The 13,992-nt window shown below is 51.8% G+C and carries 13 protein-coding genes and 2 pseudogenes; 7 read left to right on the top strand and 8 right to left on the bottom strand.

Translation table 11 applies throughout. The annotated features are described in order from the left end of the window. Positions 1-126: 126 nt before the first annotated feature. The 7 genes from AB9F26_RS19255 to AB9F26_RS19225 all read right to left on the bottom strand — a co-directional run bounded on the left by AB9F26_RS19255 (position 127) and on the right by AB9F26_RS19225 (position 7,697). Positions 127-564 carry a DUF6508 domain-containing protein gene (locus tag AB9F26_RS19255; RefSeq protein ID WP_369768785.1) on the bottom strand — a complete coding sequence of 146 codons (438 nt, stop codon included), beginning with the start codon at positions 562-564 and terminating at the stop codon, positions 127-129. A 575-nt stretch (positions 565-1,139) separates the two neighbouring features. Then, positions 1,140-2,576, bottom strand: coding sequence for a phage terminase large subunit (gene terL / locus AB9F26_RS19250; protein ID WP_369768784.1), 1,437 nt, complete (start codon positions 2,574-2,576; stop codon positions 1,140-1,142). Then, the gene (locus tag AB9F26_RS19245; RefSeq protein ID WP_369768783.1) at positions 2,569-2,997 is read right to left on the bottom strand and encodes a DUF5681 domain-containing protein; all 429 of its coding nucleotides are present in this window, start codon (positions 2,995-2,997) and stop codon (positions 2,569-2,571) included. Before AB9F26_RS19245 ends, terL begins: the two co-directional genes overlap by 8 nt. After that, positions 2,997-4,517 carry a site-specific DNA-methyltransferase gene (locus AB9F26_RS19240; protein ID WP_369768781.1) on the bottom strand — a complete coding sequence of 507 codons (1,521 nt, stop codon included), beginning with the start codon at positions 4,515-4,517 and terminating at the stop codon, positions 2,997-2,999. Before AB9F26_RS19240 ends, AB9F26_RS19245 begins: the two co-directional genes overlap by 1 nt. Before the next feature lie 834 nt (positions 4,518-5,351). After that, positions 5,352-6,983, bottom strand: a complete 1,632-nt coding sequence (locus AB9F26_RS19235; protein ID WP_369768780.1) for a recombinase family protein — start codon at positions 6,981-6,983, stop codon at positions 5,352-5,354. 1 nt (position 6,984) lies between these two features. Continuing rightward, on the bottom strand, positions 6,985-7,392 hold the full coding sequence (locus tag AB9F26_RS19230) for a DUF2924 domain-containing protein (protein WP_369768779.1): 408 nt from the start codon (positions 7,390-7,392) through the stop codon (positions 6,985-6,987). Next, a complete protein-coding gene (locus AB9F26_RS19225; protein ID WP_369768778.1) occupies positions 7,392-7,697 on the bottom strand; it encodes a DUF3489 domain-containing protein in 306 nt (101 codons plus the stop codon). Before AB9F26_RS19225 ends, AB9F26_RS19230 begins: the two co-directional genes overlap by 1 nt. 271 nt (positions 7,698-7,968) lie before the next feature. On the opposite strand from AB9F26_RS19225, the pseudogene AB9F26_RS19220 reads away from it, so the two are divergent. From AB9F26_RS19220 to AB9F26_RS19210, 3 genes and pseudogenes are all read left to right on the top strand, one after another. Then, positions 7,969-8,196, top strand: a pseudogene (locus AB9F26_RS19220) (transposase); the annotation flags it as partial. A 103-nt stretch (positions 8,197-8,299) separates the two neighbouring features. Further along, entirely contained in the window at positions 8,300-8,731 is a 432-nt protein-coding gene (locus AB9F26_RS19215) for a hypothetical protein (RefSeq protein WP_369768777.1), read from the top strand. After that, the gene (locus tag AB9F26_RS19210; RefSeq protein WP_369768775.1) at positions 8,728-9,060 is read left to right on the top strand and encodes a hypothetical protein; all 333 of its coding nucleotides are present in this window, start codon (positions 8,728-8,730) and stop codon (positions 9,058-9,060) included. The genes AB9F26_RS19215 and AB9F26_RS19210 overlap by 4 nt, the downstream gene beginning before the upstream one ends. A gap of 12 nt (positions 9,061-9,072) precedes the next feature. Here the strand turns inward: AB9F26_RS19210 and AB9F26_RS19205 are convergent. Continuing rightward, positions 9,073-9,765 (bottom strand): annotated as a pseudogene (locus AB9F26_RS19205) (IS6 family transposase). 151 nt (positions 9,766-9,916) lie between these two features. On the opposite strand from AB9F26_RS19205, the gene AB9F26_RS19200 reads away from it, so the two are divergent. The 4 genes from AB9F26_RS19200 (at position 9,917) to AB9F26_RS19185 (ending at position 13,977) form a co-directional block, all read left to right on the top strand. Further along, positions 9,917-10,603, top strand: coding sequence for a GntR family transcriptional regulator (locus AB9F26_RS19200; RefSeq protein ID WP_335586473.1), 687 nt, complete (start codon positions 9,917-9,919; stop codon positions 10,601-10,603). A gap of 463 nt (positions 10,604-11,066) precedes the next feature. Then, a complete protein-coding gene (locus tag AB9F26_RS19195; RefSeq protein WP_369768774.1) occupies positions 11,067-11,816 on the top strand; it encodes an aspartate/glutamate racemase family protein in 750 nt (249 codons plus the stop codon). Continuing rightward, complete coding sequence (gene hydA, locus AB9F26_RS19190; RefSeq protein ID WP_369768772.1) at positions 11,816-13,216, top strand: dihydropyrimidinase; 1,401 nt, start codon at positions 11,816-11,818, stop codon at positions 13,214-13,216. The genes AB9F26_RS19195 and hydA overlap by 1 nt, the downstream gene beginning before the upstream one ends. Further along, positions 13,213-13,977, top strand: a complete 765-nt coding sequence (locus AB9F26_RS19185; RefSeq protein ID WP_369768771.1) for an aspartate/glutamate racemase family protein — start codon at positions 13,213-13,215, stop codon at positions 13,975-13,977. Before hydA ends, AB9F26_RS19185 begins: the two co-directional genes overlap by 4 nt. Positions 13,978-13,992: the final 15 nt, after the last annotated feature.

Raw genomic sequence — 13,992 nt, 5'->3', positions numbered from 1 at the left:
TCACCAACTTTCGGGCATAGCTCCAAAACCGAAAGAGCGCCAGCCTGAAGTGCAACGACTTTGTTCAAGGCAAGAACACTATACCAAATTTGTAAAGGTCTACATCTGTCGAGACTTGCACTGGTCTTAAGCGTCCTCAATGGAACTTTGAGACAGTACATGGGCGCGACGCACAATTCGCGTGATCAAGCCAGACTCAAAATCTCCCATCAAAGGGTCTCCCCAGGAAAAACGATCCCGGCGGACAAAGGTAGTCAGCATCTTGCAAAGCTGTTCAGGACTGGCGCTTGCCAAAGCAACACCATCTTCTGCAAACAAATTTACCCCTCCTTGGGTTTCCATCCAGAGTTGCCAGTCGAATGGCACCACCCAGTTTTGTTCATATAGCATGTCTAGGAAATGCCCGACTGCCTCACGGGGATTGCCATGAGGGAACCGAGAGACTCCGTCAACCGTGTCTGGCGAAGAAACCATTTCTCCTGCCGAAAATTCTGCGGCTTCCAGCACCGGCAGAAATGAGGCTAGTGCCAGTAATTGTTCCTGATTACTTGGATCACCTACCATTGCTCCTCCCTCATCACTGTTTGCACTTTCCCTTGCGCTAAAGTCGCTCAAGAGATATCGACGCGCGCTTGGCGCATTTATCAGTAAGGTCCTATATGGCAGCTTTATCAAGTCATCTTTGCCAGCATGTTTGCCGCCTAAAAATGCTTTTTTGGCTTACCAGGAGCACGTACTGTCGGGGTATCATCACTTAGCGATCACACGCCTCCCAACCTTTAATTTCGGATTGTGTCTGATTGTTAGAAACAGCCGAAAAACGTGACGACTTGGGTCAAGGCTACAACCTAATCTACATTGCCCAACGGGAAAGGCACTCATTTCCAAATTGCAAAGCGACACCCCTAGTTGCCTGGGAAGACAAAAGGACATTCGGGGCGGAACATTTGGCGGCGATACAATGCAATAATACATAGTGAAGACCGCATAGAATACGCCAGAACCAGAAAATCCTTGGCTTTGTCCACCGCAAATCAAGCGCGGTATTGTGACAGGAACCGGATCCAACGGAAAACATCAGGACTAACAGTCCATTTTCACGGTTTTGATAAGTCAATGACGTATTTGCGTGAAAAATGTCAACGTTTCTGTATCGCAGTGCCTAATACTTTATACCGACTAATCCCCCTGATCTCACGCGGTTGCTTATCCAATGCCCTCAAAATTTGCGACATTGTATCGACCTGGTCGTCATGTTTGCCGTTTGGAAACACTAAAACTTCGTCAAGGAAACCTTTCAACCAGGGGGCCTCTTCAGGAAGCCGGACCTCTCCGCGTTCCAGTTTTGGCGACTGTAGGCTCATTCTCAGAACCTTGCTGCCTATGGGATCTAGGGCTTGTACATTTGCAAGCCCTAGATCCCTGAGTGACTGCCCAAGACCAATTCCTGATCCAGCTTTTTCCACCAAGATCAGATTCGGTTTCCATGTCTTATCAAGAGCCTGCGCTGCATTTAGCAGATCCGGTAATATATGCTGCCTTCGGTGAACATGCAGAAGATCGACGTAGGAACCAATCAGGCCCCAGGTGGTACAGACGCACCAATCATTGTTTTCGCCTGGAATTGCCGCAACATCCCAGCTTTGCACAATGGCTTCAAACTGATTGCGACCAGGCTTTCCCTTATATCGGCCGAACCATTCCCGTTTGATCAAATTGCCGCCTGGTAAGGCAGGTCGCAACATATATTGCGCTTCGAACGCACTGGTGCCAAGTTCACGCTTGATCCTGGCAAGTTCCTCAAGCCCAACACGCGCGGGGTCAAGTGGCACGCCTGCCTTTCTACTCCAGTTTACGTCCACTGCAATTGGTACGATTAGGCCTTCTTCTGCGATAGCTGGAAGACAAAGGACTTCCCAGCTTTCCTGTTGAAGCAAACGACCGATTAGATCGTCGTCGTGTAGTCGCTGCGCCACCACCACGATCGCACCTTCCTTCTGATTATCAAGCCGGCTGACAACTGTATTTCGATACCAGGAATATGTACTCTCCCTCTTGACTTCCGATTGGGCGTCCTCGGCCTTCATAGCGTCATCTATGATGATTATGTCGCCCCCTTTCCCCGTGAGTGTACCACCGGTTGAAGTGGCAAGCCGCCAGCCGTTATGCGTTGTTCGCAACTCATCCACAGCCGGTTTTGCAGTACTGAACCGTGTTTTTGGGAACGTGGCTTTGTACCAGGGTTTCTGTATAATAATGCGCGCTTGATACCCAAATGTTTCCGAAAGGCTGGCCGCATAACTGGCACAGATAAGTCTCTTAGTAGGATCGCGCCCCAACACCCAAGCTGGAAACGCCACACTGGCCACTTGCGATTTCAGGTGGCGCGGCGGCAACATGATTATCAGGCGACTGACTTCGCCACGATATACCCGTTCGAGCGCATGGCAGATTGCTCGGACATAGCGGTCACCGGAGAACAATGCGCCTGGATTCAAATCTTCAAATGCCCGCCTAGCAAAATTATAAAGGTTTTCGTGGTAAAGAGCTTGCGCGAGTTGATTGACTTTACTCATCGCCCTCACCCCCTTTATATTTATTCAAATACACTTGCCACTCGGCCTCTTCCAAAACGAGCTTGTGATCTACCTCAGAATACGGTTGCTCATATTCCGAATTGTCTACCGCCCCCGACATTTGGGATACTGAAACCAGTAGCCTTGCGGCGGCTACGTCCCCTTTGGACGCCTTGTTCATCATACTTGCGAGTACTAGTTCAATTTTTGTCATGAACTTCTTAGTGCCATTCTCGGTCACAGAAACTTTTTCGAGACCAAGTTTTTCAAGGATTTTGTTCAGATTGTTGGATCCATTTGGCCGACCTTTCGGATTGCCGCTTTGGTTTTTCTTGAATTGTGAATTCTTTGGAGGATTTCCGTAGCCAATCTTATGATCCTTTGGATTGGTTATATCGGCTGATTTGTCATCTTCGTTCATTAGAAACTCTCCCAATCTGGAATGCCGTCGGCCGGTTCGACGGACGCAATTTCTAGGAGTTCCTCAGGATAGCCGTCGGCATCATCACCGTCGGACAACCGCCCTTTTCGATCATTGAACCTTTCACCAGTTTCCATGTGCACTGCATCTAACCCTGTCATCGCCTGCCAGCGGCGGATTGCAACATCCACATAGGCAGGCGATATCTCGACACCAAAGCATCGTCGCCGCGCCCGCTCTGCGGCAAGCAACGTGCTGCCACTACCGAGAAAGGGATCCAAAATGACCTCATCAATGGCGGTGGCGTCTAGAATGGCGTCCATTACCAGTTTTACCGGTTTGACTGTCGGGTGCAGCGTAAAATCATCTTCCTGCGATCTTGCACCCCCCGTCGCCCCAGCATATTCCCAAACATTTGTACGGTAACGGCCGTGTTTGCCCAATTCGATATTATTGCGATGGGGTGCACCCGGCAGCTTTGCCACAAACACCAACTCATGGCGCGAACGATAAAACGATCCCATACCGCCGTTTACCTTCGCCCAAACGCACAGATTGATTAGTTTCAGGCCTATTTGGTCAAGCGCTGCCTGCATCTCACTCATATGGCGCCAATCCATGAAGGCATATAAAAGCCCACCTAGCTTAAGTGTAGACATTGCATTTCCGAGCGTTTCTGCTAGAAAGGCTATAAACGCATCGGGGGTCATTTCGCCCGAGGCTTCACTAAACTCTTCGAACTTGCCAGCCGAAACGCGCACATGGCCGTTGATCGGAACATTGAAAGGCGGATCTGTAAAAACCATTGCAACGGGTGATGCTTGAACTAGCCTGTCAATATCAACAAGGCTCCGGGCATTCCCACATAAAATGCGATGATCCCCAAGTATCCAGAGATCTCCGGTTTGAGTGACCGCAGCGGTTTTTGTATTGGGAAGGTCACTTATATCATCAACTGAATCGACTTCATCACCGGTTGGTCCCCCGACCTCAAGGATCATATCAATCTCGGGTGGTTCGAACCCGGTGATTTCCAGATCCGCTCTAAAGTCCAGAAGATATTCAAATTCAAGTTTAAGGACGTCCTCATCCCAAGCGCCTGTCTCCTGGGTTCTGTTAAGTGCAATTCTGAGCGCTCGCACTTCCGGCTCCGACAAATGCCCGACCTGCAGACATGGGATTGATTTTAATCCAAGCGCACGAGCGGCCTCTACGCGCGAATGACCATCAACAATATCATTTTCGCCATTTATTAGAATGGGGGCAACGAAACCGAATACCTCTATTGATCGCTTTACCTTTGATATCTGCTTTTTCGTCGGTTTGCGCACCTGATGCTGTGAGGGTTTAAGATTGGCCACAGTAACAAGAATAGAGTTGAGCTCCGGAGCAAGATCGTTCCTGATGAGAAACTCGGGACATGTTACGACTTCATCTGTGCTTTGCCAGTTTGACCCATTGGCTTTGTCTGCCGAACACGCTCGACGACTTTTAAAAATTGCTTTGTGATTTTTGGACATTGCTGCCTCCCGCCTTGAATAAAGTTTCATGCGACGAGAGTTTTGGTGTGGTGAAAGGAAACATTTCGGCCACCGTTTTATTGCGGTGGTTGGAATGGAATCCTACCGTGACACCTCGTTACTTAGGGGAAAAACCTGTCATAGATTGGTTGCGAAATCAAGGGATATTTTTATTAAGCTTTTGTAATGGTTGACAAACTCTTTCTAGGGCGACAGATCGATACAAGCGATCTCGATAGTTAAGACTGGACTTTAACCGCAAAGCAAGCGTCACTAAACGCAGGGTGGCGCCGGCCATAGTCGCACGAAAAAGCCCCCCGCCGAGTTTTCCATATTGCGTGAACTAGCCACCTAGGTTTGCGTTCTCGTCCACGTAAGGCACGTGCAAAACTGAGGATACCCGGAAAGAGATTGTGACGCAGATACACACCCATCTAGCACGCCCCTTGAAATCCCTGCATTTTGGAATAATTCCCTGTTAAATCTCTAGGGAGCTTTGCGCTAAGGTATTGAAATCACTCCACGACCATCCGTGTTATCTGGCGATATCAGTCTATTTTCCACAATATTCCCTGTTAATTTCCCTGTTAGCAGGGAAAATCAGCCGAGACTGGCTCGCTCAGGACTGGCAGCACAGCCAAACACTTACATAATTTCGAGAGCATGCGTTACAGCTTGGCAAAGCTGCGTGTTATCCGCGGGTTGGCTATACGGGTTCGCCGCAGAGACGCTTCATTGGCACTGGGTACGGTCGATATCCAGGCAAAGTCTCGGCAGGCCATTTCGGCGATACACATATGGAATGAATGGGATCGGGCCTCGCTGTCTGGAGGCTCAGAGCGTGGCGATTAGTTGACGCTGCGCGTTCCAGTCTGTTGGCAGCGCGTGACGCAACAACCAATTCGAGGTCAGACCGATTGGCTGGCGTCCCTCGACAATCATCCGGACAATGTCCGGTGCCAGCAATGCCCACTCGATAACCTGCTGGATACGGCGTTTGGAGGTTGCCTCGGTCGCGGCGATCTCGTCGAAGGTCTTGCCCGACTTGATCATTGCAAACCAGTGGTGTGCTTTGGCGATATTGCGGATCAGGGCATCATCAAGTTCAGCTGGATTGTCCCCGATAATCAACTTCGTCTCGACACCGCGTTTGCGTATCCGGAACGGCTGGGTGATGGTCAATGCCTCCGGTATCAGGCGATCGGGTTCGATTTGCAGAACGGCTATCATCGCGTCGGTATCCAGTCGGATTTGCATGCTACCCGCGGCAATATCGATCCGCCTGATCAGCGCAAACAGCTTCTTCTGCTTCAAGCCGGCCAGCTCCACTTGCGCTCTGATCCGGACAATTTCCTCTGACGTCAGGCCATCTACCATCTCCGGTGTCGCAGCTGTGACCAGATGCTCCTGTATCGTTTTTGTTATCTGCTGCTCCAACTGTAATGCAGGCAGTCGCCAGCCAGACAGATCCTTTTCCCCTGCCCGTTTCACCAAACGATGCGAGACATAGTATCGATGGCGTTTGCCCTGCTTTCTGGAATGGCTCGGTGTAAAACGATCACCGGTTTCATCAAAGAGTTTGCCGATCAATGGAGATGGATCTTTTACCTTCTTTCCTTCGCCCCGTCTGTATGCTGCTTTCACTTGCAATCTTGTCTGAACATCGTCCCATACGGCTGGTTCAATAATCGCTTCGTGCAGCCCCTCATAGGTCTTGTCGCGATGACGTATTCGCCCGGCATGGATCGGATTGGTCAGGATGTGATGGATATGGCCACGATCCAGAGCAATACCGCCGGATTGAACGCCCTTGGCATTTGTCCGTTTTTTGGAGCGCAGACCCAGTTTTGCAGCCTGATGCGCTACCTCTCTGACAGTCCCATAATTGTGATAAAGTTCAAAAAGAGTGCGGATCGTTTCAGCTTCCTCCCCATTGATCTCCAATGTGCGGCCAGCCGCGTTGTAGCCAAGCGGTACCATCCCGCCCATCCACATGCCTTTCCTCTTCGAGGCCGCGATCTTGTCCCTGATCCTCTCGGCGGTAACTTCGCGCTCGAACTGGGCAAAGCTCAGCAGAACATTCAGGGTCAGCCGCCCCATGCTGGTGGCGGTGTTGAAGGACTGGGTGACGGATACAAACGAGGCATTCGCAGCATCCAGTCGATCGACCAGTCTGGCAAAGTCCCCCAATGAGCGTGTCAGCCTGTCGATCTTGTAAACCACGATCTGATCCACCAGCCCGTCATCGATATCCTGCATCAGACGCTTCAGTGAGGGGCGCTCCAGCGTCCCGCCGGAGATACCGCCGTCGTCGTAGTGATCCACAAGGGCAACCCAGCCCTCGTGCTTCTGGCTGGTGACATAGGCCTCACAGGCCTCCCGCTGGGCATCCAGCGAGTTGAAGTCCTGCTCCAGCCCTTCTTCGGATGATTTGCGGGTGTATATGGCGCAGCGTATTTTCTGCATCTCAAGCGCCTTTCAATCCGAAGAACCGCGGCCCTGACCAGTTGGCGCCCGTGATCTTTTTGGCAATCGCTGTAAGTGAGCCGTATTCCCTGCCATCCATCCGGAACCCCCGTTCCAGCACTTCCACCTGATAAGTCCGACCGTTCCACTCCCGCACCAGATGTGCGCCCGTTGCGACTTTGCGGGGCACCGCCAGTTTGGGTTTTTTACCGCTGGCGATGGATTGCAGGGCGCGCTTTATATCTGTTTGCAATCCACCACTCTGTTTTGATTGTGCTTCCCAACCCAATGCACGCTGCATAAAGCTGGTCGACAGGTGTTTGGGCGGTGGTCGCCCAAAGGCTGTGCACCATTCATTGTAAATGTCTGCGCGGTCGGGATTGGCAACAACAATGCTGCGCTCAACCATCACGCAGCCTTCCCGGGACTGGATTCTATCCGGTAGACAGTAACGCCATCACGGGCAGATTTTGACGTGACAATCACGTGCCCTTCTTTGCGCAACCCCGACAATGCTGCCCGCACCGTGTGCTTTTGCCAGTCGAGGGATTTGCAAATGGTTGGGGTTCGGGCGCCGTTTCTTGCATTCAGCAGCGCAATCAATCTGGCCTTTTTAGTTTGGGCGGGTTTGGTTGAGGCGGATTCTTGAGTACCTATGCCCTCAAGATTTTTATCCGGCGATTTAGCCAGGACAGGGTTCGTTGCATTTGTCATGTTGTTCTCCAATCAGTCGGCCTGGAATTTCCGGAGCCTTGTACTGAGTGAAGCCCGCGGCGCGGGGTAAGCTGCGTCACTAACGCTTGCGCTGGCGGACAAGTCCAGTGGAACCGGTTAGTCTCTTTGGCAAGTTGTTATTAGTTCTTCCAATGCAACCAGGTCGCCAAATCCTTTCGAAAGGTCATCGAGAATACGTTCATGTTCCATATCCACACACACGCTTGCGGTGGTACAGAAGTCCAGTCAAATTGACAGTACGGCCCCAAACTCCAGCGCAATGGTTGCCGCAATCGGCAACGGCGAAGCCTTTGATCGCGGTCGTGATCTTGAATTGTGGCTTGGGTTTGTCGCCAGGCAACACAGCATTGGCGGGCGAACCATATTAGGACGGATCACAAAACGAAGTGGCCGATATCTGCGCATGAAATGTCACAGGTTAGGCTCTCAAGCCGCTTTGGCGGCTGCGTTTCAAGCGGCAAATGCTTCAAGGCGGTGATATCGGATTGTTAGGACGGAGCGACGATGGGCTAGAACAGAAAAGCAATTTTGGATATGCTCCTCCTACCCACTCGCTTTGAGTGACAAGTGAAAGAGCTGCAATGCCCACCTTTGATGATACATCGACCTACCATGGCACCTCAGATGTCTTTGCCAATGACCTTGTAAGCGGATCTGTCAACACGACTGTTGGTGGTGGAGAGTTTGGTCAAGGTTTCTATCTGGGAACAGAACTCCACGTCGCAAAAGCTTGGGCAAAACAAAAATTTGGGACTGAAACGGTCGTCGAATTTCGGATGAAAGAAGAGGATTTTTGGACTTTTGAAATAGAGGCTTTAGACCAGACACTTGCCATCGAACACCGTGAGCACATAAAATCAACACAAACACAGCGCTCATTCACTTTTGGCAAAGACGTGGTGTGGGGACCCATTGTTGGTGGGCCCAAGCTCTACTGTGATCAACATAAGTGGGAGAGCAAAAGGGGGCAGAGTTATCTCAACGGTCCTCTCTCTCTGAAGATTATCCGATGAACCCGCAGATCTTATACTTAAGCTTTTTTCCACTTGGAAATGGATTCTTGTTTCCAAATGAGCTCCCAAAGGATTACTATGCTCCGGGCCTCTTTATCGCAGAACAGGACCCCAGCGGGTCCTTGCCCTACGCGTATTCATTTGATGCAATGGACGCAGGCCGCCGCTCAACGCTTAAACTCTTTCGCCAAGACGAGGCTGATCCGGAAGCCAATCTTTATGTCGTTCGTACCGAACATTATGGCGCATTCTGGTTTTCTTTAGAGCCGGTGAACCCAGAGTATCGCTATGGCTTTGTCACAGTAACTCATTCAGGTCAGCGAAATTGAAACCGCCCGAATTTAGGCGGCAACAATCTCACACCATTCAGCAAGCGCCTTAGCGCGTAAGTGACGGAGATTTGAGCGGGAGATCAGATGACGTTGCAAATTGAAATGGTTGTAGATGGCATCATGGGCAGACAGAAACCGTTGCATTGAACCTGGCGATTTGAACCTGCCCATTCGCCGTTCCCGTCGGCGCGTCGGTTGATGTGAAACTTCTGCCCGATTGTTCAGTCGACCACCTGTAACATGAAGATGCTCCAGGCCAAGCTCCCGAAGTGCCGCAGAATATGAACCCAACTTGTCGGTAACAATCTTATCCGGAATATATCCCTGCTTCTTTAGGAGTTTCCGCATAAGTTTATGGGCTGCGCGCTTGTTTCGGCGAGGTTAGGCCAGGACTTCAAGAACTTCGCCCTCATCGTCTACGGCTCGCCACAAATAGATCCGTTTACCGCCAATGCGAACAAAGACCTCATCAAAATGCCAAGTTCCTGAAGGTTGAACTCTGCGGGATCTGACGTTCGCAGCAATAGCCGGGCCGAATTTCAAAACCCATCGACGGATCGTCTCATAACTGACATCAATCCCGCGTTCGGCCAGCATTTCCTCAATGTCTCGAAAGCTTAGCGGAAATCGGAAATACAGCCAGACAGACCGTTGGATTATTGTCGGTGGGAATCGGTGGCGTGCGTAGGATATCTTGCTCATTCGACCACAACTATCCGTAGCAATCCCGCTCGTCGAGTTAATGTGTCAATGCCCACTCAAGACAGTTACATCTGACTCTGCCGCTTCACCTTTTTCCATAGCATAATGAGATAGCATCCCATATTGTCACTCTGGAAACAGGATGGATCGAATGGTGGACACCGCAACTTTTGCCCCCCCCGGAAAAGACCTAACTGCAGTGGCGGAATGGGTCGCAGAAATATTGCGTGACCGCATAATAAAGGGGCAGCTAACATCAGGCGAACGTATTGTTGAACGCAAGCTCGCGATCGAGCTAGCAGTTTCCCGCACGCCAATCCGCGAAGCCCTTAAGTTACTTCACGCCGATAGGTTGATCGATATTTCTCGCAATAAAGGGGCGCAGGTAACGGAATATACATCGCAACAGGCCCTTGATTTATTCGATGTGATCGCGTCGTTAGAAAGCCTAGCTGCAGAGAGGCTTACGGCGACGATTTCAAACGAAAACCTTGATATCCTGGAGGATCTGCACGCGCAAATGCTGTTATTTAAACGGATCGGTAATGCCGAGAATTATTTTGACGCCAATTCAGAGATCCATGACGCAATTCTTCGGATGTGTGGCAATCCGATCTTAAGCGACGCGCATACCAAACTGATGGCGCGGGCGCGTCGGGGCCGTTTTATGGCGATTATTGATCCTGTACGGTGGGACGAATCCGTCGAGGAACACGAGCAACTGATGGCTTACTTGCGGTCTCGTGACGGCGACGGTGCGCGTCGAACTTGGTGCGCTCACCTTCAAAACACGGGCCGCACAGTTGCCGAGGTTCTGAAACAGGCTGAAATCGATTGATAGACCAAAACGCGCTCTGAAAGTTTTCCCTTCGATTTTCGACCTCCCCCCAACTTCCTTCGTGGCAACTCGGAGGGGCTTTTGATCGCGGACACGCCAGTCCGCCACCCGTCACGTTCCCAACGGAAACTAAAAAACGCGACTGACCTAAAGTTCGGCAGGCGCTACTGGCGCGCCCAAACGCAACTCAAGCGATGCCTGAACGCCAAAATCGTGAAAAGCGCGAATCCCCTGCGGCCCCGTGAAACAAAGTGCCTCAAAATGGAATGCCATATTTTTCATTGCGCGCCTAAGACTCGATATTGCGGCAAAAAACGTGCCCAAATTTCAATCAATCTATAAAAAATCGGTCTTTTTGTTTGCATTTACTGTGCACTCCTCTCCCAGCTCAACATATTAAAATGGAATGCCATTTGAAGAACCGCCTTCAATTTGAGTGGTATAACATGAAAAAGGCCGCACTATGAGACTCCTTCTAATCAATCCCAACATGACACAGTCCATGACCGATACGATGGCAAACATCGCTCAGCGCACTGTTGGAGCGAATGTTGAGATTGTAGCGATCACAGCTGAGCGCGGTTTTCCATACATTGCAAGTCGAGCCGAAGCACAGATTGCAGGGGCAATTGTGCTAGACATGATCGCCGAGCACGGCGCGGATTTTGACGCGGTTATCGTCGCGGCATTTGGGGATCCTGGGGTCGCTGCGGCACGTGAACTCTTTGATATACCGATTGTTGGCATGGCCGAAGCCGCCGTGATGTCGGCCGCGCTGTTGGCCAAAACCTTTGCCGTAGTCACTTTTTCCAGCGTGATGCACCGCTGGTACACCGATTGTGTCAATGCAACGGGGTTGAGCGCCCGGTTTTGTGGGGTTCTAACACCAGAAGCCCATTCAGTTGATGTCTCGGCTGTTCGCCACGAACTTCGTAAAGAAATGATCCAATTGGCAACGAAGGCCGTGCAAGAAGATAGCGCAGACGTCATTATCATGGGGGGGGCGCCTCTGGCAGGGCTAGCCCCTGATATCGCTCTTGAGGTTCCGGCAATCGTTATTGATCCGATTGCTGCCGCTGCGGCGCAGGCCGTGGCCCTTGCACAGATCACCGACAAAGGGGCCTTCGCAAACCGCGCCTCCAAGCCCGTTGCGAAATCCTCGGTCGGACTAACACAGCCCCTCGCCGCAGCCATTGGCAAGGAGAACGTGTGATGTACCATGACACGATCATCAAAAACGCCCGCGTCGTCACAGGCAGTGGGGAAACCCTTTGTGATATTGGTATCAAGGACGGCTGTATCGCCACGCTTGGGCTGGATCTCGGGCCCGCACATGAAGTGATTGACGCCACTGGGTTGATCGCGCTTCCGGGTGGGATCGACAGCCACGTCCATATCGCCCAACCTTCTGGCCCCGGGATTGAGATGGCGGATGATTTTGCCTCCGCGACCCGTTCCGCAGCTTGTGGCGGGAACACCACTGTTATGCCGTTTTGTTTGCAAGACGACGGATACACATTGCGCGAGGCCGTTGCGGATTATCACGCAAAGGCTGATGGGCAGTGTTTTGTGGACGTATCTTTCCATCTAATTATCAAGAATACCGATCCGCAAACAATTGGACAGGATCTACCCGCCTTAATTGAAGCGGGATATACCAGTTTCAAAATCTTCATGACCTACGAGGGCTTAGCTCTTTCTGACAGCCAAATACTGGAAGTGATGGATGCCGCCAAACGGCATAATGCCATGGTCATGGTACATGCCGAAAACGAAGCCGCCATAGAGTTTCTGCGCGACAAGGCCGAAGCACACGGCGAGACAGCTCCCCTTTATCATGCCCGCACCCGTCCAGTTCCCGTCGAGCGGGAAGCCACGCATCGCGCCATTTCGCTGGCAGAGATCGCCGGTGTACCCGTGACCATCGTGCATGTGTCCAACGGTGCCGCGCTCGACGAAATCATGCGCGCAAGGCAGCGCGGCGTAAAGGTTTTCGCGGAAACTTGCCCGCAATATATCACGCTCACTGCAGATGATCTTGACCGCGCCGGTTTTGAAGGGGCCAAATACGTGTGCTCACCGCCCCCTCGCGACACCGACGAACAAAATGCGATCTGGGCGGGGATTGAGCGGGGCGACTTCAACCTGTTCTCATCGGATCACTGTCCTTTCAGGTTTGCCGACCCCGCAGGAAAAGACGCGGCTGGCGCGCGCGCCTCCTTTCGAAATATCCCGAACGGAATTCCAGGAATTGAAACGCGCCTGCCCATCCTGTTTTCAGAGGGCGTGATGAAGGGACGCATCTCTCTTAGCCGCTTCGCCGAGTTGACAGCCACCAATCACGCGCGTTTGTATGGCTTGGCCCCCCGCAAGGGCGCCATTGCCGTAGGGGCGGATGCAGACATCGTTTTGTGGGACCCGACCCTCACAAAGCAAATTTCCCAAAACGATCTGCACCACGGGTCCGACTATACGCCATGGGAAGGGTTTGCCGTCACGGGCTGGCCCGTTCGCACAATCCTACGCGGCAAAACAGTTTGCCAAAACAACACCATCACAGAATCCGCCAGTGGCACCTATCTGCCTCGCAAATCGCCGGAGGTGTTGTTGTGAAATCTTACCCAAGACAGACCGGCAAGCGCATCGGAATGCTGACCCCCTCTTCGAACACGGTTCTGGAGCCGTATACCTCTGCGATGTTTGGCCCGTTTGGCGACGAAGCCTCCGCACATTTCGGGCGCTTTCGTGTCGTTGAAATTTCAATGTCGGATGCGTCGAAAACCCAATTTACGAACGCACCCATTTTGGAGGCCGCCAATCGCCTCGCGGAGGCACAGGTTGATCTTATCGCTTGGAATGGCACTTCGGCCAGTTGGCTGGGGCTAGACACGGACCGAGCGCTGTGCGCGTTAATTGAGACCGAAACGGGTATCAAGGCGACGTCCACAGCCCTTGCTTATGACCAGCTCTATCGAGGCCTCGGGATTGAAACCCTTGGTCTTGTGACGCCGTATATAAGCGAAATTCAGGACCTCATTATCGAAAATTACGCAGGCCAAGGCATTATGGTCACCGCGGATGAACGTCTGCACGAAAAAATCAACCACGCGTTTGGCACCTATTCGGCGGACCATGTTGCCGCCCTGATACGGTCGGTTGCCAAGGCAAAACCTGCTGCAGTCTCAATTGTCTGCACGAACTTTAGAGGTGCCCCTCAAGCCGCTGAAATCGAAGCAGAAACGGGCGTACCTGTATTCGACTCCGTGTCGGTCACAGCAGCCCATTGCATGCGCGAAGTTGGGCTCGACCCTGCGCGCGTCACCGGCTGGGGCTCAGTGTTCCAGCGTTTTTCAGAAATTCAAACCCCAACCTAAATGAAAGTGAGACCG

It is taken from the genome of Falsihalocynthiibacter sp. BN13B15 (assembly GCF_041205415.1).
Classification (GTDB): Bacteria; Pseudomonadota; Alphaproteobacteria; order Rhodobacterales; family Rhodobacteraceae; genus Falsihalocynthiibacter; species Falsihalocynthiibacter arcticus.
Note: the sequence above shows the minus strand (reverse complement) of the source record. Positions and strands in the feature narration are given on the sequence as shown.